Below are 24,258 nucleotides of genomic sequence, written 5' to 3'. Positions count from 1 at the left end.
CCCAGATGCACCGCCGCACGGAACGCACCCGGGCAGCTCGCTGCGTGACGTGTGTGGTGCGTCACACAATCGCCGTACTTCGCGAACAGTAGTCGCCGGAACACGGGCGCGTGAAGAACTCGTGAAATCCGGAGGCTCGGCCCCCGGATGTCACGACGAGTCGCGGACCACCAGCTCCGTCGGGAGCACCACCGTCGGCCGTTCGCCGGAGCGGCCGGCGATCTCCTCCAGCAGGAGTTCGGCCATGCGGCGGCCCATCTCCTCGATCGGCTGGCGGACGCTGGTGAGGGGCGGGTGCATATGGCGGGCGACCACCGAGTCGTCGAAGCCGATCAGGGCCACGTCCTCGGGGATGCGGCGGTCCGCCTCGCGGAGGACCTGGCGGGCGCCGGCCGCCATCACGTCGGAGGCGGCGAAGACCGCGTCCAGGTCGGGGCGGCGGGCCAGGAGTTCGCGCATCGCCCGGGCGCCGCCCTCCTCGGTGAAGTCGGCGGGGGCGATCAGGCGCTCGTCCGGGGGCAGGCCCGCGGTGGCGAGGGCCGCGCGGTAGCCGTCCAGGCGGCGCTGGGCGCCGTAGACCTCCAGGCGGCCGGTGATCGTGGCGACCCGGCGGCGGCCCCGGGAGACCAGGTGCTCGACGGCCGCCCGCGCGCCCTCGAAGTTGTCCGAGTCGACCGAGGCGAGGGGCTCGGCCGCATGGCGCGCACCGCTGATCACGCAGGGCATCCCGAGCTGTTCCAGCAGCTCCGGCAGCGGGTCGTCCGCGTGCACGGCCACCAGCAGGACGCCGTCCACCCGGTGCGCGGTCAGATACTGGGCGAGGCGGCGGCGCTCGCGGTCGTTGCCCGCCAGGGTGAGGAGGAGCTGCATCTCCGTGTCGGCCAGGGCCGCGCCCACGCCGCGCACGATGGCGGAGAAGTACGGCTCCGCGAAGAACCGGGTCTCCGGCTCCGGCACCACCAGCGCGATGGCATCCGTACGGTTCCCGGCCAGGGCGCGGGCGGCGCGGTTCGGGACGTAGCCCAGCTCCGCCACGGCCGCCTCGACCGCCTCGCGGGTCGCCTCGCTGACCCGGGGCGAGCCGTTGATGACCCGGGAGGCGGTGCCGCGGCCGACGCCCGCCCGGGCCGCGACCTCTTCGAGCGTGGGCCGCCCGCCGTTCCGTTCCCGCCCTGCCGCCATGGCCGCCTCCCCGTTCCCGGTCAATTTCTCACAGCCGTACAGTCAATCCAAGTCCTGGATCGATCACCCCGACGAGCGTACGGACAGTGTATTGGGAGCGCTCCCAAAGGGTGGTGACAGGCGCGGACCCCGGCCGGGGAGTGGCCGGGGTCCGCTGGTCCGTAGGGGTTCCGTGCGGTCTGGGGTTCCGTGCGGTCAGGCCTCCGGCGGCAGGCCGTGGCGGGCGATCACCTCGCTGTACCAGTGCGCGCTGGACTTCGGCGTGCGGCGCTGGGTCGCGTAGTCGATGTGGACCGCCCCGAACCGCTTCGCGTAGCCGTACCCCCACTCGAAGTTGTCCATCAGCGACCAGAGGAAGTAGCCGCGCACATCCGCCCCGTCCGCGATCGCCCGCTGGACGGCGGCGAGATGGCCCTGCAGATACGCGATCCGCTCCGGGTCGTGGACCCGGCCGTCGGCGTCCACGGTGTCCTCGAAGGCCGCGCCGTTCTCGGTGACCATCAGCGGCAGGCCCGGGTTCTCGCGGGCGACGTCCATGAGGAGGGCGTGCAGGCCGTTCGGGTCGACCGACCAGTTCATCGCCGTACGCGGCTTGCCCTCGGCCAGATGGAAGGCGACGTGCTCCGAGCCGGGCCACGGGGAGTGGTCGCTGCTGCCGTGGCCGTCGTTGCGGGTGTCGCCGGTGCCGTCGGCGGGCGTGGAGACGATCGTGGGCGTGTAGTAGTTGATGCCCAGCACGTCGATGGGGGCGGCGATGGCGGCGAGGTCCCCGTCGTGGATCAACTCCGACCAGTTCAGGATGCGTTCGGTGTCGGCCAGCAGATCTTCCGGGTACGCGCCCTTCAGCATCGGGCCCGTGAAGATCCGGTTGCCCACCGCGTCGATCCGGCGCGCCGCGTCCGCGTCGGCCGCGCTGCCGGTGAGCGGGCGGACCTGGTGGAGGTTGAGGGTGACCGAAGTGCGGGCGGCGGCCGGGAGGTTGGCGCGCAGGGCCTCGGTCGCCCGGCCGTGGGCCAGGTTGAGGTGGTGGGCGGCCCGCAGGGCGGCGGCCGGTTCGGTGCGGCCGGGGGCGTGGACCCCGGAGCCGTAGCCGAGAAAGGCCGTGCACCAGGGCTCGTTGAGCGTCGTCCACGTCCCGACTCGGTCGCCCAACGCGCGGGCCATGATGGCCGCGTACTCCGCGAACCGTTCGGCCGTCGCGCGCTCGGGCCAGCCGCCCGCGTCCTCCAACTCCTGGGGCAGGTCCCAGTGGTAGAGCGTGGCGACGGGTTCGATGCCCGCCTCCAGGAGTTCATCGACGAGCGCGCGGTAGAAGTCCAGGCCGCGTTCGACGGCCGGGCCCCGGCCGGTGGGCTGGACGCGGGACCAGGAGACGGAGAAGCGGTACGCCTTGAGGCCGAGCCGCTTCATCAGGGCGACATCGTCGCGGTAGCGGTGGAAGTGGTCCGCGGCCACGTCCCCGGTGTCGCCGTTCAGGACCTTGCCGGGGGTGTGGCTGAAGGTGTCCCAGATCGAGGGCGTGCGGCCGTTCTCGGCGGCCGCCCCCTCCACCTGGTACGCGGCCGTGGCGGCGCCCCAGACGAAGCCTGTCGGGAAGGGGGCGGGGGCGGCGGAGGCCGCAGCCGGCTGCGGGACCGTGTCCGGTCGTACTGCTGTCATGTGGGAGCGCTCCCAAAGAGGGTGATGGGGTGGGGTGGAGGGGAAAGGGGGCCGCTGCGGCCCGGCGGGGTCAGCCCTTGACCGCGCCCGACATGATCCCGCCCACGATCTTCTTGCCGAAGACCACGAAGACCACCAGCAGCGGCAGCGTGCTGATCAGCGCGCCCGCCATGACGATGGACTGGTCGGGGGTGTACGAGGCGCTGAGCTGGCCGAGCGCCACCTGAAGGGTCGGGTTCTGCTGGTTGAGGGCGAGATAGGGCCAGAAGAAGTCGTTCCACGCCTGGACGAAGGTGAGCATCCCGAGCACCATCATCGCGGGGCGGGCCACCGGCAGCACCACGCTCACCACGATGCGGAAGTTGTTCGCCCCGTCGATCTTGGCCGCCTCGATGAGCTCGTACGGCAGCGCCTCGATCAGGTACTGGCGCATGAAGAAGACGCCGAACGCGCTCACCAGCGTCGGGAAGATCACCGACTCGAGCTGGCCGCCCCAGCCGAGGCCGGACATCATCATGAAGAGCGGGACGACGCTGAGCTGCGGCGGGATCGTGAGCGTGGCGATGACGGCGGTCATCAGCCACCCCCGGCCCCGGAAGCGCATCTTGGCGAAGGCGTACCCGGCGAGCGTGCAGAAGAAGAGCGTGGCCGCCGTGATCGACGACGAGACGATGACGCTGTTGACGATCGCCTTGCCGAGGTTGGCCTGCTCCCAGGCCGTCTGGAGGTTCTCCACCAGCTTGCCGCCGGGCAGGAACGGCGGAGTGGAGGCGAGGACTTCGTCCTGTGTACGGGAGGCCGCCACCAGAGTCCAGTAGAGCGGGAGCAGCGAGCCGAAGCCGACGACGGCGAGCGCGAGGTAGGCGAACGGGCCGCCCTTCAGCTGCTGGCCGGCGCCCATCCGGAAGCGGCTCGGGCGGGCGGGCCCGGCGCTCTTCGGGGCCGGTGCGCGCTTCGCGGGGGCGGTGGGGGTGGGGCTGGTCAGGGTCATCGGGTCGCTCCCGTTCGGACCGCGGAGTCGGACGAGCGGGCGGCGCGGCCGATGAGCCAGTTGACGGCTGCGATGAGGAGCAGCAGCGCGAGCATCGCCCAGGCGACGGCGGCCGCCGGGCCCAGATGTCCGAGGTTCCAGCCGTAGTTGTAGAGGTAGATGCTGAGCGTCTCGTACTGGTTCTCGTTGCCGCCGGTGGCGCCGAGCGCGCCGCCCTCCAGCAGCAGCGGCTCACCGAACAGCTGCATGGACCCGATGGTCGAGATGACGATGGTGAACAGGATCGTGGGCCGCAGCGAGGGGATGGTCACCTTGAGGAACTGCTGCCAGCGCGAGGCGCCGTCCAACGAGGCCGCTTCGTAGAGGTCGTTGGGGACCGCCTGCATGGCCGCCAGGTAGATCAGCGCGTTGTAGCCGGTCCACCGCCAGATCACGATGATGGAGATCGCGAGCTTCGAAGTCCAGTGTCCGTTGGCCCAGTTGACCGGGTCGAAGCCGACCAGGCCGAGCGTCCAGTTGAGCAGTCCGCCGTCCGCCCGGAAGACCAGGGCGAAGACGAGGGCGGCGGAGGCGACGGAGGTCGCGTACGGCGTGAGGATGATCGTGCGCCAGAACGTGCTGGCGCGCAGGCGGTAGTTGAGCAGGTGGGCCAGGCCCAGCGCCATCAGGAGCTGCGGGACGGTCGAGATGACGCCGATCAGGAAGGTGTTGCTGACCGAGGTCCAGAACTCCGGGTCGTGCAGGATCTTGTCGAAGTTCTCCCACCCCACCCACTCCATGGTGTCCAGCCCGGTCATCGAGACCCGGTGCAGGGCGATCCAGCCGGTGTAGAGGAGCGGGTAGAGGCCGAAGGCCCCGAAGACCAGGAAGAACGGGGCGATGTACGCGTACGGGGAGGCCTTGTCGTCGAACCGCCACAGCCGGCTGCGCCACAACTGCCGCCGCTCGGACGGCGGTTCCTTCTGCGGTGGGCGGGGCGGCGGTACGTGCGCGTCCCGGGTGGGGGTCGAGGTTGCCACGGTCGGGGGTCCTTCCCTGGAGGTGCGGTGGTGGACGGGCGGGGCGGGCGGGCGCGGCAGGGTTCGCCCGCCCGCCCCGGCCCGGGGGCGGTCAGGCTCAGCCGATCGCCTTGTCGACCGTGCGGACCGCCGCGTCCCACGCCGCGTCCGGCTTCGTCCCGCGCTGCTCCATGTTGTTGATCTGCGTGGAGATCGAGTCCTTGATCACGCCGTCCTTCGGGCCGAGCACCGCCTCGGGGATGGACTTCGCCCCGTCCGCGTAGATCTGGCCGATGGGGGCGTTGTTGAAGTACGGGAGGGTGGCGCTCTTCACGTCCGGCAGCTCGTAGGCACCCTGGTTGGACGGGAAGACCCCGATCGCCTTGAAGACGGCGGCCTGCTGCTCGGGCGCGGTCAGCCACTTGACCAGCTTGGTGGCCTCCTCCACGTTCTTCCCGGACTTGGGTACGGCGAGGAAGGAGCCGCCCCAGTTGGCGGAGGTGCCGCCGGGGGCGGTGGTGATGTCCCACTTGCCCTGGTTGGCGTCACCGGCGTACGTGGAGATCTGGCCGGCCATCCAGGCGGGGCAGACGACGGTGGCGACGGTGCTCTTGCGCAGGGCCGCCTGCCACTGGTCCTCGAACTGGGCCAGGCCCTGCGTCAGCTTCTTGGACGCGGCCTCGGCGGCGAGGTTCCAGCCCTTCCGGACGCTCGCGCTCTCCTTGTAGACCGGCTTGCCGCTCGCGTCGTAGTACTGCTCGGGGCTGGAGCTGACGACCGCGTTGAACATGGCGCTGGCGGAGTCCATGAAGAACGTGCCCTCGGGCGCCTTCTTCTTGTACTCCTCGCCCAGCGCCAGGTAGTCCTCCCAGCCGCCGGACATCCGCTTCGCCACCTCGGCGCGGTCGGTGGGCAGACCGGCCTTCTCGAACAGCTCGCGGTTGTAGCAGAGGGACATGGGGCCGATGTCGGTGCCCGCGCCGATCACCGCGCCGCTGGGGGCGGTGGCCTGCTTGGCCTTCCAGGAGACCCACTGGTCGACGTCGATCACCTTGGAGAGGTCGGTGAAGGAGTCGGCCTTGGTGTCGACGATCTCCTTGATCCGGCCGACCTCGATGCCCTGGACGTCCGCGAGGCCACTGCCCGAGTTCAGCTGCTGGAGCAGCTTCGGGTAGTAGTTCTTCTCCTCGGCGGTGGTGTCCTCCTTGACCGTGATCTTCGGGTTCAGCTCGTGGTACTTCTCGAAGAGCCCGGCCTCCTTGTACCCGAACTGGCCGAAGTCGGCCACGGTCAGCGTGATGTTGCCGTCGGCGTCGGCGCCCTTGCTGCCGGAGTCGGACGAGCCGCCGCAGCCGGTGAGCAGCAAGGCGGTGACCGTCAGACCGGTGGTGGCCACGATCGCGGTTCTCCGGCGCCGGCCGGCGACGCTGCGGGTGATGCGCATTCCACTGCTCCTTGTTCCGGGAAGTTCTGCGGGAAGGTTCTGCGGGGGGCTGGGTGTCTCGGGGGCTGGGCTGGGGGCTGGGGGCGTTCTGCGGGAGAGCCCTCGGAAGGACGGAAGGGAAGCGCGCGGGACCGCCGCCCCCCAAAGTGTGGGAGCGCTCCCATGCGCCGATGCCGGAAGGTTCCTTCCTCAAGGGGGCGGGTGTCAAGAGTTGAAGACGATTCCGTTGCCGAGGGATGTCCGGCACGTCACGCGGGGGCTCCCGCCCGGTCCGGCCGTCGAGAGATGAACGCGCACGTGAGGAGCCCCGGCCAGGTGCGGGCGAGGTGCCGGGCGGGGGCACCCCTGTTAATTTCTCCCTTATGTCACCTATGACCGAACGTGGCGAGTGAGGCGGGATGGGCGTTCTGCGTGACCATCCCGAACTGGCCCTCTTCTTCTGTCTCGCGGCCGGCTATCTGGTCGGCAAGCTCCGCGTCGGCCCGATCACGCTGGGCGGCATCTGCGGCACGCTGATCGTGTCGCTGCTGATCGGCACCCGGCACGTCAGCGTCGACGACGACGTCAAGACCGTCTTCTTCGCGCTCTTCATCTTCTCGCTCGGCTATATGGCAGGACCGCAGTTCTTCGCCAACCTCAACCGCAGGAGCCTGCGCTTCTTCACGCTCTGTCTGATCGAACTGGTCTGCGTCCTCGGGATCGCCTACGGGCTCGCCAAGGCCTTCGACCTGGACGTCGGTACGGCGGCCGGGATCCTCGCCGGGGCGGCCACCGAGTCCGCCGTCGTGGGAACGGCCACCGAGGCGATCGGCAAGCTCAGCGACCTGACCTCCGAGCAGATCACCCAGTACCAGGGGCACGTGGCGACCGCCTACACCGTCTGCTACCTGTTCGGTCTGATCACCATCGTCCTCTTCACCAGCCAGATCATGCCGATGCTGCTGCGCATCAACCTGGCCGACGCCTCCCGTGAGCTGTGGGAGAAGATGCGCGGCGGCCACTCCGGTCTGGAGGCCGACGAGCGCGAGGCGCTGCCCGGCACGGTCGGCCGCACCTATCTGGTGACCCGCGCCGACGGACGTACGGTCGGGGAGCTGGAGAGCGCGCTCGGCGGGCACATCACGGTCGAGGGGGTCAAGCGCGGCAGCAAGCTGCTGACGCCCTCCCCCGAGCTGGAGCTGACCCTCAGCGACCTGGTCCAGATCGTCGGCCGGCGCTCCGCGATCATCGAGGCGGGCCGGGAGATCGGCCCGGAGACCCCTGCCGTCCCGGGGCTCGACACCCCGCTCGCCACCAGCCAGGTCGCCGTCACCGAGAAGGCCACCGCCGGGGCGAGCATCGACCGGCTGGAGAAGCGGCACCCGGAGTTCCGCGAGGACGGGGTCTACATCACCGACGTCCTCCGCAACGACCAGCACCTCCCCGCCAGCGCCGAGACCGTCCTCCAGCGGGGCGACGTCCTCACCCTGGTCGGCGCCCGGGGCGGGCTGAACCGGCTGGTCGCCAAGATCGGCGCGGTGGTGAAGAACGACTCCACCGACTTCGTCTACATCGGCTTCGGCATCGTCGCGGGCTCCCTGCTCGGCCAGATCGTGGTCAAGCTGGGCGATGTCCCGATGTCGCTCGGCACCGGCGGCGGCTGTCTGATCTCCGGCCTGGTCTTCGGCTGGTTCCGCTCCCGCAAGCAGACCTTCGGCGCCTTCCCGCCGCAGGCCGCGACCACGCTCAAGGACATGGGCCTGGCCGTCTTCATCGCCTGTACGGGACTGGCGGCGGGCCCGCAGGCCTGGCCGCTGCTCAAGGAGTACGGGGCGCTGCTGCCGTTCGCCGGGATCGCCATGGTCCTGGTGCCCGCGACGATCTCCCTGGTCGTCGGGCGGAAGCTGCTGAAGATCGAGAAACCGCTGCTGATCGGTGCCATCGCCGGACAGCAGTGCTCGACCCCGGCGATCACCTCCATCACCCAGGTGGCCCAGAGCTCCGTCCCGCTGCTCGGCTACACGATCACGTACACGCTCTCCAACTTCCTGCTGCCGCTGACCGGGCCGATCCTCGTCGGCGTCCTGGGGGCCTGACCAACGTACGGAGCGGACACACCATGCCCAAGACCAAGCTCAGCCGGGAAGAGATCCGGTCCTTCGCCCGGCTCTCCCCCTTCGAGCTGAAGGACAAGTTCATCCAGATCGCGACGGAAGCGCAGAGCGACAAGCCGGGGCAGAAGGGGAAGACGACCCGGGCCATGCTCAACGCGGGCCGGGGCAACCCCAATTGGACCGCGACCGGCCCCCGCGAGGCGTACCACGCGCTCGGCTACTTCGCGATCGGTGAGTCCCGCCGGGTCTGGACGGCGGACAACCTGGGCGGGATGCCGGAGGAGGCGGGGTGCGCGGAGCGGTTCGAGCGCTTCGTCCGTACGCATCCGGAGCTGCCGGGCATCGAGCTGCTGAAGGCGAGCGTGGACCTGGCGGTGAAGCGGTTCGGCTTCGACCGGGACGCGTTCGTGCACGAGCTGGCGGACGCCTCGATCGGGGACAACTACCCGGTGCCGGACCGGATCCTGCGCCACACCGAGGAGATCGTGCGCGGCTATCTCGCGGACGAGATGTTCGACCACCGGCCGCCGGAGGGGCAGACGCTGAGCCTGTTCGCCACCGAGGGCGGCACGGCGGCGATGTGCTACATCTTCGACTCGCTGATGAGGAACGGGATCCTGGCGAAGGGCGACCGGATCGCCCTGATGGTCCCGGTGTTCACCCCGTACCTGGAGATCCCCGAACTCGACACCTACGGCTTCGACGTGGTCCATGTGGAGGCGAACCTCTTCACGGAGACCGGGGTGCGGCAGTGGCGCTATCCGGAGGAGGAGATCGCCAAGCTGGCGGACCCTTCGGTGAAGCTGGTCTGCTGCGTCAATCCGAGCAACCCGCCTTCGCTGGCGCTCTCTTCGCGGGTGAGCGAGCAGATCGTCTCCATCGTCGGTGAGCGGAACCCGAATCTGATCATCGTGACCGACGACGTGTACGGGACCTTCGTCGAGGGCTTCCGCTCGCTCGCCGCCGACCTGCCGCGCAACACCCTGCTCGTCTACTCCTACTCCAAGCACTACGGGGCGACCGGCTGGCGGCTCGGGGTGATCGCGCTGCACGACGACAACGTGATCGACTCGCTGCTGAAGGAGCAGGGAGCGGAGCAGAAGGAGCGGCTCAACAGGCGTTACGGAACACTGTCGTTGGAGCCGGAGAAGATGCGGTTCATCGACCGGATGGTGGCGGACTCGCGGCAGGTGGCGCTCAACCACACGGCGGGGCTCTCGCTCCCCCAGCAGGTGATGATGGCGCTCTTCTCGCTCTTCGACATGCTCGACGAGGGCCAGGAGTACAAGCACCGCATCCGGGCCATCGTGCGGCAGCGGCTCGAACTCCTGCTGGAGGGCGTGCACATGAAGGTCTCGGAGGACCCGAAGCGGGCCGCGTACTACATCGAGCTGGATCTGCTGGCCGAGGCGGAGCGCGTCCACGGGAAGCCGTTCGCGGGCTTCCTGGAGGCCAACTACGAGCCGGTGGACCCGCTGTTCCGGCTGGCCGAGCAGACGTCGGTGGTCCTGCTGAACGGGGGCGGGTTCGACGGGCCCGAGTGGTCGGTGCGGGTGTCGCTGGCCAACCTGGACGACCTGGACTACCTGAAGATCGGCCACCATCTGCGGGCGATCTTCGACGAGTACGCGCAGGAGTGGCGGGCCGGGGCCGCCCGGTAGGACGCGACGAGCGGTGGGGCGGAGGGGGCACGTCCCGGCCGGGGGTGGGGTGTGGCCCGGCCGGGACGCGCGCGTGGGGGGCGCGAGGTGGTCTGGGGGACCGGATTCCCCGCCGCCACCGGGGCGGACGGTGGCGGCGGGGGTCGGCGTGGGGGTCGGTGCGCTCGCGCGGGGGGACGCGGGCGGGTCTTCGGGGTTCCCGGGCGGCCTGGGGGCCGAGGCCCGGGGCTGGGGGTGAGCCGGGTGGGGCGGAGGGGCGAGTCGGGTGGGGTGTGAGCTGCGGGTGTGGGAGACGTGACGGGATGGAGTCGGGCGTGGTCCCGGGGTGGAGGACGTGAGAACACGCTAGCGGCAGGGCAACGGGCAAAGGGGGCGTTACGGACCGGTGTTGATGTTCTTAGGGTTCGCTTAAGGGACGCATGGGCGCGGGTTAATGCTGGGCCCCGGGACCGGCCGTGGTCCGGGGTTCCTTGCGGCGCTGCCGGCCGACCCGGCGGCCCACCCGGCGGCCGTGGCCGCGCCCGCCGCGCTCGGGGCCGCCGCCGCTGCCGTTGAGCCCGATCCAGATCCGGACCTCCGTGCCGCCGAGCACGGACCGGCCGATGCGCAGATCGCCGCCGGTGGACTCGGCGACCCGGCGCACGATGTCCAGGCCGAGCCCGGTGGAGCCGACCGCGCCCTTCGCCCGGGAACGCCCGCTGGCGCCCCGGGCCAGGGCCGCCTCCGGGTCGTCGATGCCGGGGCCCGCGTCCGAGACGAGGACGATGGCCGCGTCCCCGCTGTGGTGGACGTCGACGGCGAAGGCGGTGCCCTCCGGGGTGTGGCGGAAGACGTTGCCGAGCAACGCGTCGAGGGCGGCGGCCAGTTCGGGGCGGGCGACGGGGATGCGTACCGTACGGTCCACTCCCGCGAGCCGCACCTCGCGGCCTTCGTCCTCCGCCAGCGCCGACCAGAAGCCCATCCGCTCCCGGATCACCTCGGAGAGGTCGCACCCCGCTCCGGCGCCCTTCTGCACCCCCTGCGTCTGCGGGCGCTGTTCGCGGGCGGTCCGGATGATCGTGTCGACCTCGTGCTCCAGCTGCTCGACCGCCGCCCGGGTCTGGTCGGCCGCCGGGCCCTCGCCGAGGGACGCGGCGTTCAGCCGGAGGACGGTGAGCGGGGTGCGGAGCCGGTGCGAGAGGTCGGCGGCCAGCTCGCGCTCGTTGGCCAGGAGCTGGACGACCTGGTCGGCCATGGAGTTGAACGCCACCGCGGCGGAACGGAGTTCGGTGGGGCCCTCCTCGGGGACCCGGGTGGCGAGCTGTCCCTCCCCCAGGTCGTGGGCGGCCGCCGCGAGGCGCTGGGCGGGCTGGACCATCCGGATGCCGAGCCGGTCCGCGACCGCCACCGAGCCGACGATCAGCGCGACGCCGACGCCCGCCAGGATCAGCCAGGCGGTGGCGACCCCGTTGGAGACCTCGCCCTCGGGGACGAAGACCTCCACCACGGCGATGTCCCCGGTGGAGAGCGCGGTGGGCTGGAGGAGGGCGAAGCCGCCGGTCACCTCGGTGATGGAGGCGCGGCCCGCCTTGCGCACGGTCGCGATGTCCTTGGCCGGGGCGCGCCGGGTGCCGATGTGCAGCGCCTCGGCCGCGCCGCCGCCGTCCACCGCCTTGCCGGGGTCGGGGACATGGACGGCGAGCCGCCCCCGGTCGCCCGGTTCGGTGGAGAGGACTGCCCGGGTCAGCTCCTCGCGGTCGGTGGTGATGGAGAGCGCGGGAGCGATGGTCGCGGCCTGGCGTTCGGCGTCGGAGAAGGCCCGGTCGCTGGCCATCTCCCGGATGACGAGCCCGAGGGGTACGGCGAAGGCGATGACGACCATCGCGGTGACGGCCAGACACACCTTGACCAGGGCCCATCTCATGCGGGCGGCTCCACGGCCGGGGCGCCGGGGTGGACGCCCGGGTGGGCCGGGGCGCCCGGGTGCGGCACATCGGCGGGTGGCGGCATGTTGGCGGGTGGCATACCGGCAGACGGCAGCTGAGCCGGAGGTATCTGGGGCGGCGGCATCTGGGGCGGAGACGTCCGGGTCGGCGGCACGTGGGCCGATGGCGGTTGGGCCGACGGCAGTTGGGACGGTGGCGTGTCGGCCGGGGGCTGGAGCTTCACGCCGACGCCGCGCAGGGTGTGCAGATAGCGCGGGCGGGCGGCGGTCTCACCGAGCTTGCGGCGGAGCCAGGAGAGGTGGACGTCGATGGTCTGGTCGTCGCCGTACGACTGCTGCCAGACCTCGGCCAGCAGCTCCTTGCGGGCCACGACCACCCCGGGGCGCCCGGCCAGGAAGGTCAGCAGGTCGAACTCGCGGCGGGTGAGGTCGAGTTGGGCCCCGTCCAGCTCGGCGCTGCGGCGCAGCGGGTCGATGGCGAGCCCGCCGACGCGGATGACCCGGGGCGGCGGCGCCTGCTCGCCGGACGCACGGGCGCGGCGCAGCACGGCGGCCATGCGGGCGGAGAGGTGCTCGACGGAGAACGGCTTGGTGAGGTAGTCGTCGGCGCCGTCGTTGAGGAGCCGGACGATCTCGCTCTCGTCGTCCCGGGCGGTGGCGATGATGACGGGGACGTCGGTGATGGAGCGCAGCATCTTGAGCGCCTCGCCGCCGTCCAGGTCGGGCAGCCCGAGATCGAGGACGACCACGTCGAAGCGGAAGTGCGCGACCTCGCGGAGCGCTTCGAGCGCGGTGCCCACACTCCGTACCGTGTGGGAGGCCTCACTGAGGTGCCGGATGAGGGCGGAACGTACGAACTGGTCGTCCTCGACCACGAGCACACTTGCCATGGGCCGCACCGTACGCCATGGCACGGGGCCCGGTCCCGCCGCCGCCGGAAACCTCCGCAAAGGCCGGAACAGGAGGTGTTCCGAGCCGGAACGGACGGAACCGGAGGGGCACGGTCCGGGTGTGGGCGGAGGGACACCGGGGGGATACCCGCGGGGGACAGTTCCGGTGCGGGTGGGGCAGGATGTGCCCGATGCAACGAGGACTCGTACACGCGCTCGCGTGGTCGCTCGCCACCGGCGCGGCGGTCACGCTGTCGTGGTGGGGTGTGCACACGGTCATGACGGGGACGGCCTACGACCCGCCCCGGGCCGTGCCGATCTCCGTGGGCGCGGGAGCACCGCAGCGCATCGGGCAGGCCACCGAGGAGCCCCTCGTCTCGTCCACCCACCGCGCCTCGCCGTCACCCTCCCCCTCGGCGCGGAGCAGCGAGCCGAGCCCGTCCCCGTCCACCGCGCGCCCGTCCCGCACGCCGTCGAGCGCCCCGGCCGAGCCGCCCGCGTCGGCCAAGGCGGTCACGGCCTCCGGTGAGGTGAAGGGGTACCGCACCAAGGGCGGCCGGGTCGTGTTCGAGCTGGGGAAGAGCTCGGCGAAGCTGGTCTCCGCGACGCCGGAGCCGGGCTGGTCGATGCAGGTGTGGACGAACGACGCCTGGATCCGGGTCGACTTCAGCGACGGGGGCGGGGTGAACGGGAAGACGTACTCGGTCTTCTGCACCTGGAACGGGACCCCGCCGATGGTGCAGGTCGTCGAGCCCTGAGCCTTCCCTTCGGGGCTCAGAGGTCCTCGAAGACGGACGGCGGAGGCGCGGGCGACGGCTTGGCCGCCGCGTCGGTGACGACCGCCGCGCCGCCGGTGAAGTCCCTGAGCGCCCGCCCGTGTTCGACCCGGCCGGGGTGCGGGTCGCTCGCCACCCGGCGCGTGAACTCGGCCACGGGCAGCGGCAGGGCGGAGGCCAGCAGGACCGCGTTGCCGAAGCGACGGCCGCGCCAGACCACGGGGTCGGCGGCGAGGGCCAGTTCGGGGAAGACGGCGGCGGCGGTGGCGATCTGGCCGCGCAGATGGGCCAGCGGCGGACCGTCGGCCAGGTTGGCGGCGTACTGCCCGGAGGGCTTCAGCACCCGGCGTACGTCGGTGAGGAATTCGGCGGACGTCAGGTGCGCGGGGGTCCGGGCCCCGCTGAAGACATCCGCGACGACCAGGTCCGCCCAGCCGTCCGGGAGCTTGGCGAGCCCTTCGCGGGCGTCCACCGACCGGACCCGGACGCGCGCCTGCGGGTCCAGCGGGAGCCGTTCGCGCACGAGCCGCACGAGAGCCGCGTCGATCTCCACGATCTGCTGGGTGGAGCGGGGGCGGGTGGCGGCGGCGTACCGGGCGAGGGTGAAGGCGCCGCCGCCCAGGTGCAGGACGTGCAGGGGCTGGAGCGGGGGCGCGGCGAGGTCGATGACGTGGCCGAGCCGGCGCTGGTAGGCGAAGGAGAGGTGCGCGGGGTCGCCGAGGTCCACATGGGACTGCGGGGCGCCGTCGAGCAGCAGCGTCCAGCCGTCCGGGCGCTCCCGGTCGGGTATCAGCTCGGCGCGGCCGCTGTCGACGGGGGCGGCGAAGGGCTCGCGCTCCTCCCTGCCCCGGGTGCGGTCCTTCCTGCCCTTGGCCGGCGCTCCTTTTCGTGCCACGTACGCGGGTCCTTGCTGGTGGAGGGGCCGGGGTGCCGGTGGCGGAGGGTTCCGCCCGTACGGCCATTATGGGCGCCCCGGGGTCACCGGCGGTCTCCGGATGAGCGGCAGCCCTCTCCGCCCGGTGGCGGCGGACCGGTCACCGGCAGTTGTCGGCGGCTTCCAGGAGGCGGGCCGCCTGGTCGAGGGCGGCACGGAGGACGGCGGGGTCGGTGACGGGGGCGTCCTCGGCGGGCGGGAGCAGCCAGCCGGAGCCCGCGGCGGGCGGTTCGGCGGGGATGCGCAGCCCGCGCCCGTCCGTCCGCGTACAGGCGCTGCCCGGTACGTCCCAGGCGTCGGCGGTGCCGGGCGGCACGAGGAAGCCGAGGGTGTCGCAGGCGCCGTCGTGCAGGACCGGGCCGACGCCGACGTGGTCCCGGCCGCGGCGGAGGATGTCGACGGCCTCCAGCCCCTGGCGGGCGGGGACGGTGACGAGGTCACAGGGCTGGTCCGCCGCCGCGGATGCGCAGGCGGGGGCGGGGGCGGATGCCGGGTTCGTGGTGGGGGTCGTGGTCGTCGTCGGGTTCGTCGCGGTCGTCCGTGAGCCGGTCTCCATGCCGAGGTGCAGCAAGGGAACCCCTCCTCTCATCGCCGAACGGAGCCACACTCCGTCTCCGCATGGACCAACGGCGCGGGGGCGTCAAGGGCTACGGGAACACACCGCCGCAAAGGGTGGCAGTTCATGGCGGATCACGCTCGATATGAGCGGTTTTGCAGAGAAAAATGGCCTGTGTCCTCCGTCACAGCAGGTACGTTCATGCTCCGCCGGGACACCGGAAAGCAGGACCCGGCTTGCACCGCTTGCACCAGAGAGGGGCCGGCCATGGTGTCGACAGGGGCAGTTCCCAACCTCGCCTTCCGCCAACTGCGCGGACAGCGCTCCGCGGGGGAGTTCGCGGCCGCCGTCCGCAGAGCGGCGCGCGAGATCGGTGAGCAGGTCGCGTGCGACGCCCGGTACATCGGACGCGTGGAGTCCGGGGAGATCCGCTGCCCCAACTACGCGTACGAGCGGGTCTTCCTGCACATGTTCCCCGGGGCCTCCCTGGCCGACCTGGGCTTCTCGGCCCGCGAGAGCGTACGGGGACGGGGGGCGCGGTCCGGCTCCGCTCCTGCCGCTCCCGCAGCCCCCTCCGCCCCTGCCTCCCCCTCCGTCCCTGACGAGTCCCACCACACCGACGAGGAGAGCGACGTGCTGCGTCGCGTGTTCATGATGGGCGGTACGGCCACGGTGGCCGCCGCTTCCCTGGGGCTGGGCGGCCCGTCCGCCTCCGCCGCCGGGGTCTCCCTGCCCGCCCAGCGCCGGGTCGGTGAGAGCGAGGTGGACGCCGTCGAGCAGGCGGTCCGGCGGATCCGGGTGCTGGACGACCGGCGCGGGGGCGACGGGCTCTACCGGCAGGCCGCGCGGCCGTTGCGGGCGGCGTACGAGCTGCTCGACACCGGGACCGCGACCCGGCGGGCGGTGGCCGACCGGCTGCACGCGGGGGCGGGTGAGCTGGCCATCTCGGTGGGGTGGCTGGCCCATGACTCGGGGCGCTTCGCGGATGCCCGCTCGCACTACGCGGAGGCCCTGGCGACGGCACGACTGGCCGGGGACGCGGGTCTTGAGGCGCACGCGTTCTGCAACACCTCGTTCCTGGCCCGGGACGCGGGGCGGCCGCGGGAGGCCGTACGGGCGGCGGAGGCCGGGCAGCGGGCGGCCCGCACGCTCGGCTCGCCCCGGCTGCTGGCGCTGCTCGCGCTGCGGGAGGCGGGGGGCCGGGCGGGGCTCGGGGACCGTACGGGGTGCGACCGGGCGATCGGGCGGGCGCGGGCGGCGTTCGAGCGGGGGGCGGCGGCCGGGGACCCGGAGTGGATGAGCTTCTTCCGGGAGGCGGAGCTGGAGCTGCTGGAGGCGCAGTGCTGGTCGGCGCTGGGCGACTGGTCCCGGGCGGCGCGGCACGGGCGGCGGGCGGTGACGCTCCAGGACGCGCACTTCACCCGGAACCTGGCGCTGTACCGGGCGCAGCTGGCGGGGGACCTGGCGCGGGCGGGGAAGGTGGAGGAGGCCGCGGCCACGGGCCACCAGGTGCTGGACCTCCTGGACCGGGTCCGCTCGTCCCGGATCCGGGGGATGGTGGCGGGGGCGGCGCGGGTGCTGGAGGGGCGGGCGGGCGGGGTGTCCGGCGCGGAGTCCTTCCTGACCCGCCACCGAGCGTCTGAGGGCGCCCACCCGAGCCTGCCTGAGGGTGCCTCCTCCAGCCCGTCCCGGGGTGCTTACTCCAGCCCGTCCTGAGGAGCCCACTCCAGCCCCGTCCCGGGGCGGCCATTCCAGCCCGTCCGGCGTTTGAGGACGGAACCCTTGCCCGGGTGAGGGGATGCCCTTCGGATCCCGTGGCGCGGGAAAGCCATGGAGCGCACCCGGAACGTGCTCGACGGTTCCGTCCTCAAACGCCGGACCGGCTGGAAAGCTCCAGGTGCCCCGTGTCGTTCCAGCGTTCCATCGCCGGCGCCCCGTACGCCCACCCCAGCACCGACAGCGACGTCGGCTCCAGGCGGATGCGGGCGCCGAAGGACAGGTCCTCGCCCAGCCAGCGCGCGGCGAGGGCGCGCAGGATGTGGCCGTGGGCGAAGACCAGCACGTCACGGTCGGCCGACCGCGCCCAGCCGACCACCTCGTCCGCGCGGGCGGCGACCTCCGCGAGGGACTCCCCCTCCGGGACCCCGTCGCGCCAGATCAGCCAGTCAGGGCGGTCCGCCTTGATCTGCGCCGGGGTCAGCCCCTCGTACGCCCCGTAGTCCCACTCCATCAGCGCGTCCCACCGCTCGGCCCGCTCCCCGAACCCGGCGATCTCGCAGGTCTCGGCGGCCCGGACCAGCGGGCTGGTGCGCACCTCGACGCCGGGGAGCCCTTCCCACGGCGCCCGGTGCAGCCGTTCGCCGAGCAGCTTCGCGCCCTCGCGGCCGGTGTCCAGGAGCGGGATGTCCGTCCGGCCGGTGTGGTTGCCCTGGACCGACCACTGGGTCTGTCCGTGCCGGGCGAGGAGGATGCGCGGTGCCATGCGGGGTGCTCCCTGGAACGGTGGTGCGGCCTTCCATCATCCCGTACCGCCCCACCGGGCAACCTCCGGGCCCACCGCGGCGTCCCTACCATGAGCAGCCGCTCGCAGCGGTGGGAACGCCACGGCGGGGCAGGCTGCGTACGGGATGTCCGGGAGGGGACCCCGGGGGACAGGGCGGCCCGCCACCGCCTTACGGTTGAACGCTGACCGTCGGCCGCATGAACACGGGGAGAGCCACCGGATGCCGCACGCCACCGCCCTGCCCGCGACCGGTCACCGGCCCCGCTGGTGGACGGAGCTGCCGCTGATCGCGGTGGTCTACGGGCTGTACTCCGTGGGCCGCCTCCTGGTCCGCGGGGACGTGTCGACGGCGGTCGACCACGGGCTGGCGATCCTCCGGTTCGAGCAGGCGCTGTATCTGAACGCGGAGACCCCGCTGAATCGTCTCTTCACCAGCACCCCTGCCCTGGGCATACCCGCCGACTTCGCCTACGCCACGCTGCACTACCTGGTCACCCCGGCGATCCTGGTCTGGATGTTCCGGCGCAGGTCGGCCGCGTACCGGGCGGCCCGGGTCTGGCTGATGAACTCCACGCTGCTCGGTCTGGTCGGCTTCACGCTCCTGCCGACCTGCCCGCCCCGGCTGCTGGACGCGAGCCACGGGTTCGTCGACACGATGGCGCAGTACAGCGCGTACGGGTGGTGGGGCGAGGGCGCGAGCGCGCCGCGCGGGCTGAGCGGGATGACCAACCAGTACGCGGCGATGCCGAGCCTGCACGTCGGCTGGTCCCTGTGGTGCGGCATCCTGCTGTGGCGCCACGGCCGCCACCCCCTGCTGCGGGCCGCCGGGGTCGCCTACCCCCTGATCACCACCATCGTGGTCATGGGCACCGCGAACCACTATTTCCTGGACGCGGTCGCGGGCGCCGCCGTGATGGGCGCCGGAGCCCTGCTGACCAGGCCGGTCATCCGGCTGGCCGACCGGATCAAGGGGCGGCTGCGGGCCGCACTCGCCACCGTGCGTACGGCCTCCGAGCCGGTCAAGTCCCCGATTGTCAGTGGCGGATGCAAGACTTCCGCGGGTGAGCGAATCCCCGGCCAGCGGACCTCCTCCGCAGATTCCCCCGACGCGTCGGCCGACGGGCCGGCAGCACCCCGTGGCGCGGCAGCCGACGCCGCAGGACCGGGTGCGGGGCCAGGCGGCGCAGGACCCGGCGGCGCGGCCACGGACGCCCGCGCCGGAGCCCCGGCCGACGACGACGCTCCGGCAGCGGCTCGCTGAGCTGCGCGGCCCCTCCGTCGCACCGCACCCGCTGGACGCCCGGGCGCTGGCCGCCCTCGCCGCCAACCCCGGCTGCAAGCGGCGTGCCCTGCTCGACGGCGCCGGGGTCGACAAGGGCGTGCTGGCCCAGGCCCTCGGCTCCCCCGCCCCCTTCGGCCAGTCCCAGTTCGCGTTCATGCGGGGCAACGCCTTCGAGGCCCGGGTCAAGGCCGACGGCGGCGCGGAACTGCTGCGCCTGCTGTACGAGCGGCTCGGCGGCTCCTCCCCCGCCCCGGGCCCGGATGTCGCCACGCCCGATCTGAGCGCCGCCGGCCCCGAGGGCCGGGCCGCCCGGACCGCGCTCGCCCTGCGGGAGGCGACGGCGGCGGGCGGCTGGGCGCTGCTGGACCACCCGATGCTGGCCCTGGAGGTGGCGGGCTCCCCCGCCTATCTGGAGCCGGACGCGGTGGTGGTGCACCCCGACGGCCGCTGGACGGTGGTCGAGATCAAGTCGTTCCCGATGATCGACGCCTCCGCCGACGCCGCGAAGGTCGGGGCCGCCGCCCGCCAGGCCGCGGTGTACGTGCTGGCGCTGGAGCGGGTGGCGGCGGTGACCGAGGGCGCGGAGGTGGACCACCGGGTGCTGCTGGTCTGCCCCAAGGACTTCTCCAACCTGCCGACCGCCTCCGTCGTCGACGTACGCAAGCAGCGGGCCGTGACCCGCCGCCAGCTGACCCGGCTCACCCGGATCGAGGACATCGCGGCGGCCCTCCCCGAGGGGACGACCTTCGACCCGGCGTGCTCGCCGCAGGAGCTGGAGTCCGCCGTCTCCGCAGTCTCCGCGGCGTACGCCCCCGAGTGCCTGGCCGCCTGCGAGCTGGCCTTCCACTGCCGGGCGCGGTCGCGGGCCGAGGGGGCCGTGGAGACGCTCGGCCGGAGCGTGCGCGGCGAGCTGGGCGGGCTGACCACGGTGGCCGGGGTGCTGGCCGCCGCCGCGGGCAAGGAGGGCGATCCGGCCGACCCGACCGTGGCCGCCCTGCGCCGGGCCGCCGCCCTGCGCGCGGAGGCCCTGGAGAGCGCGGCCGTCCTGCGCGAGCGTGCCCGCGAGGAGGAGTCCGCCGTATGTCGCTGATCACCACCCTCGCCCGGCTGGAGGCCGTCGACTCCGGCCGCGCCCAGCCGCTCGCGACCGTCCGCCACCGCCATCTCACCGACCGCCCGCTGGTCCTGGTCCCGCTCACCACCGCCGGGGAGGCCGGGGCCCCGCTCGGCGCCCTGGTCGGCACCGACCGCGAGCAGCCCCGGCTGCTGGCCGTGGCCCAGCCGCGCGACCGGGACCTGCGGTTCGCGTTCCTGGCCGAACTGGCGGAGGCCGTCCTTCCGCACATCGAGGCGTACGAGGACGTCGTCGAGCCCACCGAGCGGAACGAGACCGATCCGGCCACCGGCAAGAAGACCAAGGTCGAGGTCGAGCTGTGCACGGACGCCCCGCAGCTGATCGTGCCGAGCCGGGCGGGCATCGAGTTCGTCCGGCTGCTCGGCCGCTCCATGCGGTTCCGCCGGACCGCCGAGGACGACCCGGAGACGCCGTACCCGGCCCCGGTGCGCGTCCCGCTGCTCGGCCGCTGGCTCACGCACTACGGGGAGCGGGCCCGGGTGCCCGGCTCCTCGCTGCTGCTGGCCGCCACGGACCTGCTCAACCGGCACTGGGCGACCGGCCAGAGCAGCCTGGAGGACCAGCACCTGGGGGCGCTGCTCGCCTGGATCGACCCTCCGGAGGGCTCGTCCGGCGCGGAGGCCGCCCTCGCCGCCGAGCTGGCCCGGGACGCGGACGGCCAGCTCCTCTGCCCGCCCGCCGGACCCGCCACCGACCCGGCCTTCGACAACCGGCTGCTGGCCCCGGCGATCGAGCGGTACGACCGGGCCCGTACGGCGTTCGCGGCGGCCGAGGACGGGCTCGCCGCCGACGAGGGCCACGGTGAGCTGAGCAAGGCCGAGCGCGAGATCCGCTCGCACCTCGCCAAGGTGCTCCTGCCGACCTGGGACAAGGTGTGGCAGGGGCTCGACCTGCTGCGGGAGCTGCCCGAGGGGTCCCGGACCGAGGATCGGTGGACCCGGGACCGCTGGTCCTTCACCGCCCACCGGGACCGGGTGCGGTCCGGCGAGCCGCCGCAGCCCCGCCGCGACGACGCGGTGACGGCCGCGCAGAAGCTGGCCTCCCGGGAGACCGCCCAGGCCCAGCTGGAGGCCCAGGAGGCGCTGGACGATCCGCTGGTGCTGGCCGGGCGGCGGTTGGCGGGCGAGGCGTTCCTCGCGACGGTGACCGGCGTCGAGATGGCGTACACCGAGTCCAAGCGGCCCTCCCCGCGCCCGCTCGTCACCCTTCGCACGGACGAGCGGCCGCATCTCGGCGAGCGGACCAAGGTCTACCGCTCGCTGGACGGCAAGCCGCAGACGGCCGAGTTCGTGCGGGCCGGGCAGGAGGAGGGCCCGGACGGCGAGATCCTGATCGTGCTGCGGATCATGGACCGGATGGGGCGGGGCAAGGAGCCCGCGCCCGGTTCGCTGCCGGAGCTGGGCGAGCGGATCGCCTGGACCCTGTTCGAGCACGACCAGCGCGGCGGGCCGAAGCTGCCCGACCCGGAGGAGACCCCGTGGACCCACGGCGGCCCGCCCGGCGCGGACGCCGTGGCGCGCGCGGAGCACCCCGACCCCGTGACCCCGGAGGACCTGCTGTGACGACCCTCGGCTGGGAGGACCCGCTGTGACCACCGTCTTCGACCCCGGCGCCGCGGCGGCGCGGGCGACCGGGGCGATCCTCGACGACACCCTGCGCGGCTCCGCCCGGGGCATCGTCGTGGACTCCCCGCCCGGGGCCGGGAAGTCGACCCTGGTGGTCCGGGCGGCCCTGGAGCTGGCCGCCGCAGGGCACCCGCTGATGGTGGTCGCGCAGACCAACGCCCAGGTCGACGACCTGGTGGTGCGGCTCGCGGAGAAGGAGCCCGAGCTGCCGGTGGGCCGGCTGCACAGCAACGACTCCGACCCGTACGACAAGGTGCTGGACGGATTGGAGAACGTACGAAAATCGGCCAAGGTGGCGGACCTGGCCGGGCTGGACGTGGTGATCTCGACGGCCGCCAAGTGGGCGCACGTGAAGAACGTGGAGCCGTGGGGGCACGCGATCGTCGACGAGGCGTACCAGATGCGGTCCGACGCGCTGCTGGCCGTGGCCGGGCTGTTCGAGCGGGCGCTGTTCGTCGGGGACCCGGGGCAGCTGGACCCGTTCTCGATCGTGGGCGCGGACCAGTGGGCGGGGCTGAGCTACGACCCGTCCGCGAGCGCGGTCTCCACCCTGCTCGCGCACAATCCGGAGCTGCCGCAGCACCGGCTGCCGGTCTCCTGGCGGCTCCCGGCCTCGGCGGCACCGCTGGTGTCGGACGCCTTCTACCCGTACACCCCCTTCCGCAGCGGTACGGACCACGGGGACCGGAAGCTCTCGTTCGGGGTGGCCTCGGACGGGTCGGGCCCGGACCGGGTGCTGGACGAGGCGGCCGAGGCCGGGTGGGGGCTGCTGGAGCTGCCGGCCCGGCACACCCCGCGTACGGACCCCGAGGCGGTACGGGCGGTGGCGCTGGTGGTCCGCCGGCTGCTGGACCGGGGCGGCGTCGCCACCAGCGAGCGGGCGGACGAGCCGGTGCCGGTCACGGCGGACCGGGTGGCGGTCGGCACGGCCCACCGCGACCAGGCGGCGGCGGTGCGGGCGGCGCTGGCGGAGCTGGGCGTCACGGGGGTGGCCGTGGACACGGCCAACCGGCTCCAGGGCCGCGAGTTCGACGTCACGGTGGTCCTGCACCCGCTCTCGGGCCGCCCCGACGCCACCGCGTTCCACCTGGAGACGGGGCGGCTGTGCGTGCTGGCCTCGCGCCACCGGCACGCGTGCGTCGTGGTGTGCCGGGAGGGGGTGGCGGAGCTGCTGGACGAGCACCCGTCGACCGAGCCGGTGCAGCTCGGCGTCACGGTGAAGTTCCCGGACGGCTGGGAGGCCAACCACGCGGTCCTGGCCCATCTCGCGGAGCACCGGGTGCGGTGGCGGCCGTAGACCCGCCGTTCCCTCTCCACCCGGGCGGTGCGCCCGGTTCCGCCGGGCAGTGCGCCTGGGCAAAGCGTCCGAAAGCCGGTCGCACTCTTGCGCGGGGTTGGACAATGGAGGGTGGCCGTCCGGGCTGTCCGGACCGCCTGAGGGAGGAACAGCACATGACACAGTCCGAGCGGAACGAACGGCAGCGGCTGCGCCCCGCGCCGCTGCTCTTCGAGCCGTCGGAGGCAGTGGCCGATCCGGAGCACTTCTTCGACCTGGAGTCGGTGGAGGACCCCCGTGAGCTGCTGGCCCGCGCGACCGAGCTGACGCAGGCCTTCCGCGCGGCGACGGACCGGTCGGTGGAGTTCCAGGCGATGGCGGCGGCACAGCTCGCCGACCCGCGCCGGTTCGACCGGCTGACCGCGGCGGATGTCGCGGAGCGCGCGGAGTGGACCGAGGACTACGCGAAGAAGATGATCGAGTTCGGCCGCTCCCTGCTGGACGCCTCCTCCTCCCCGGCGTGATCAGCGGCTCGGGCCCGCGCGCGAGGGGCGCGAAGGGCCCGAGCGGTTTCCCGATCGGCCGGCCGGAGCCGACCGCGTACCGGCACGCGATCAATACGTCTTTGCATTGACGAACCCCCGGTAACCGCCGACCCGTCCGCGGCGAGCGCCCGGGCCCTGACACCACATCAACCAGCGCGCCCAGGGCCAGCGTTGAGCTATTGACGATCTTCATCACCACCCGAAAGTCACGCATCCCTCGCCTACGCGGTGAATTCACCAGGGATTCTCCCGCCCCGACCGGCCCCTCTCGGCGGTACCCACCGGATTCGGCAGCGACAGTTTTCCCCCCGGTACCGGCGCATAGCGGACTGCGACAGGCATCCGATGAATAAATCGACTTCTGTATTTAAGGAGCTGTCAACAACGGAGCCATCGCACGGCACTTTCCCGACGGCGGACCCGCGAACACGACACCCACTCGGGCGCCCCGGCCCCCCGCGGAAGGGCCCGCACCGCAACCCGGGACCGGGCGGGCCGCGCCTCCGCCCGCCGTCCAGAGCTTCACGCATGCCCGGGGCACCTCAGGGCTCCCGCAAGGGGCCACCTCCCGCGATGCGTTCGGCATACGGCCGGAGCCGCCGTCGCGAGCCGTTCCCGCCGGGCCCCTTTCGGCCAACTCACCGTCGGGCAAGGCACGCAGAGGCCGCCCGGCTCCGGCCGGGCCACGGGCATCACCCCGCCCCGGCCGGCCTCCTGCCGGAGCGGCCGCAACCGCGTAATCGGGTGGACAGACTCGTAACTCCCCGTTTCCGGAAGGTAGCGG

General features: G+C 72.9%; 18 protein-coding genes and 1 pseudogene. 9 read left to right on the top strand and 10 right to left on the bottom strand.

From position 1 onward, the window contains the following. Positions 1-150 precede the first annotated feature (150 nt). The 5 genes from DJ476_RS22810 to DJ476_RS22790 all read right to left on the bottom strand — a co-directional run bounded on the left by DJ476_RS22810 (position 151) and on the right by DJ476_RS22790 (position 6,274). A complete protein-coding gene (locus DJ476_RS22810; protein WP_019766520.1) occupies positions 151-1,182 on the bottom strand; it encodes a LacI family DNA-binding transcriptional regulator in 1,032 nt (343 codons plus the stop codon). Between the two features lie 195 nt (positions 1,183-1,377). Then, positions 1,378-2,841 (bottom strand): GH1 family beta-glucosidase, encoded by a 1,464-nt coding sequence (locus tag DJ476_RS22805; protein WP_112491406.1) that lies wholly within the window; start codon positions 2,839-2,841, stop codon positions 1,378-1,380. A gap of 70 nt (positions 2,842-2,911) precedes the next feature. Beyond that, positions 2,912-3,832, bottom strand: a complete 921-nt coding sequence (locus DJ476_RS22800) for a carbohydrate ABC transporter permease (RefSeq protein ID WP_103418249.1) — start codon at positions 3,830-3,832, stop codon at positions 2,912-2,914. Next, positions 3,829-4,851 carry a carbohydrate ABC transporter permease gene (locus DJ476_RS22795; protein ID WP_103418248.1) on the bottom strand — a complete coding sequence of 341 codons (1,023 nt, stop codon included), beginning with the start codon at positions 4,849-4,851 and terminating at the stop codon, positions 3,829-3,831. Before DJ476_RS22795 ends, DJ476_RS22800 begins: the two co-directional genes overlap by 4 nt. 97 nt (positions 4,852-4,948) lie before the next feature. Continuing rightward, on the bottom strand, positions 4,949-6,274 hold the full coding sequence (locus tag DJ476_RS22790; protein WP_103418247.1) for an ABC transporter substrate-binding protein: 1,326 nt from the start codon (positions 6,272-6,274) through the stop codon (positions 4,949-4,951). Positions 6,275-6,672: 398 nt separating this feature from the next. Here DJ476_RS22790 and aspT point away from each other — a divergent pair, with 398 nt between their 5' ends. Continuing rightward, on the top strand, positions 6,673-8,349 hold the full coding sequence (gene aspT, locus DJ476_RS22785) for an aspartate-alanine antiporter (protein WP_112491405.1): 1,677 nt from the start codon (positions 6,673-6,675) through the stop codon (positions 8,347-8,349). 23 nt (positions 8,350-8,372) lie between these two features. Next, positions 8,373-10,028: a bifunctional aspartate transaminase/aspartate 4-decarboxylase gene (locus tag DJ476_RS22780; protein ID WP_112491404.1), complete on the top strand. Its 1,656-nt coding sequence runs from the start codon at positions 8,373-8,375 to the stop codon at positions 10,026-10,028. A gap of 430 nt (positions 10,029-10,458) precedes the next feature. Here DJ476_RS22780 and DJ476_RS22775 read toward each other — a convergent pair whose 3' ends face one another. Beyond that, positions 10,459-11,931 (bottom strand): sensor histidine kinase, encoded by a 1,473-nt coding sequence (locus DJ476_RS22775; RefSeq protein ID WP_103418244.1) that lies wholly within the window; start codon positions 11,929-11,931, stop codon positions 10,459-10,461. Positions 11,932-12,113: 182 nt separating this feature from the next. Continuing rightward, positions 12,114-12,842 (bottom strand): annotated as a pseudogene (locus DJ476_RS22770) (response regulator transcription factor); the annotation flags it as partial. A 191-nt stretch (positions 12,843-13,033) separates the two neighbouring features. On the opposite strand from DJ476_RS22770, the gene DJ476_RS22765 reads away from it, so the two are divergent. Next, a complete protein-coding gene (locus tag DJ476_RS22765) occupies positions 13,034-13,600 on the top strand; it encodes a hypothetical protein (RefSeq protein WP_112491402.1) in 567 nt (188 codons plus the stop codon). A 16-nt stretch (positions 13,601-13,616) separates the two neighbouring features. On the opposite strand, the gene DJ476_RS22760 is transcribed toward DJ476_RS22765, so the two are convergent. Next, on the bottom strand, positions 13,617-14,513 hold the full coding sequence (locus DJ476_RS22760) for a spermidine synthase (RefSeq protein WP_112491401.1): 897 nt from the start codon (positions 14,511-14,513) through the stop codon (positions 13,617-13,619). A 139-nt stretch (positions 14,514-14,652) separates the two neighbouring features. Then, complete coding sequence (locus DJ476_RS22755) at positions 14,653-15,123, bottom strand: hypothetical protein (RefSeq protein ID WP_181006520.1); 471 nt, start codon at positions 15,121-15,123, stop codon at positions 14,653-14,655. A gap of 252 nt (positions 15,124-15,375) precedes the next feature. On the opposite strand from DJ476_RS22755, the gene DJ476_RS22750 reads away from it, so the two are divergent. Further along, positions 15,376-16,824, top strand: a complete 1,449-nt coding sequence (locus tag DJ476_RS22750; protein WP_112491400.1) for a tetratricopeptide repeat protein — start codon at positions 15,376-15,378, stop codon at positions 16,822-16,824. Between the two features lie 151 nt (positions 16,825-16,975). On the opposite strand, the gene DJ476_RS22745 is transcribed toward DJ476_RS22750, so the two are convergent. Then, positions 16,976-17,590 carry a histidine phosphatase family protein gene (locus DJ476_RS22745; protein WP_103418239.1) on the bottom strand — a complete coding sequence of 205 codons (615 nt, stop codon included), beginning with the start codon at positions 17,588-17,590 and terminating at the stop codon, positions 16,976-16,978. Positions 17,591-17,831: 241 nt separating this feature from the next. On the opposite strand from DJ476_RS22745, the gene DJ476_RS22740 reads away from it, so the two are divergent. The 5 genes from DJ476_RS22740 (at position 17,832) to DJ476_RS22720 (ending at position 23,453) form a co-directional block, all read left to right on the top strand. Next, on the top strand, positions 17,832-18,872 hold the full coding sequence (locus DJ476_RS22740) for a phosphatase PAP2 family protein (RefSeq protein WP_112491399.1): 1,041 nt from the start codon (positions 17,832-17,834) through the stop codon (positions 18,870-18,872). Beyond that, the gene (locus DJ476_RS22735) at positions 18,778-19,983 is read left to right on the top strand and encodes a hypothetical protein (RefSeq protein ID WP_241565570.1); all 1,206 of its coding nucleotides are present in this window, start codon (positions 18,778-18,780) and stop codon (positions 19,981-19,983) included. Before DJ476_RS22740 ends, DJ476_RS22735 begins: the two co-directional genes overlap by 95 nt. Further along, the gene (locus DJ476_RS22730) at positions 19,974-21,590 is read left to right on the top strand and encodes a hypothetical protein (RefSeq protein ID WP_112491398.1); all 1,617 of its coding nucleotides are present in this window, start codon (positions 19,974-19,976) and stop codon (positions 21,588-21,590) included. Before DJ476_RS22735 ends, DJ476_RS22730 begins: the two co-directional genes overlap by 10 nt. 25 nt (positions 21,591-21,615) lie before the next feature. Next, positions 21,616-22,950, top strand: coding sequence for an AAA domain-containing protein (locus DJ476_RS22725; protein WP_070201325.1), 1,335 nt, complete (start codon positions 21,616-21,618; stop codon positions 22,948-22,950). Positions 22,951-23,105: 155 nt separating this feature from the next. Then, entirely contained in the window at positions 23,106-23,453 is a 348-nt protein-coding gene (locus DJ476_RS22720) for a hypothetical protein (protein WP_019764739.1), read from the top strand. Positions 23,454-24,258 lie beyond the last annotated feature (805 nt).

Source organism: Streptomyces bacillaris (assembly GCF_003268675.1).
GTDB lineage: Bacteria > Actinomycetota > Actinomycetes > Streptomycetales > Streptomycetaceae > Streptomyces > Streptomyces bacillaris.
This window is presented reverse-complemented; position numbering and strand designations above follow the sequence as displayed.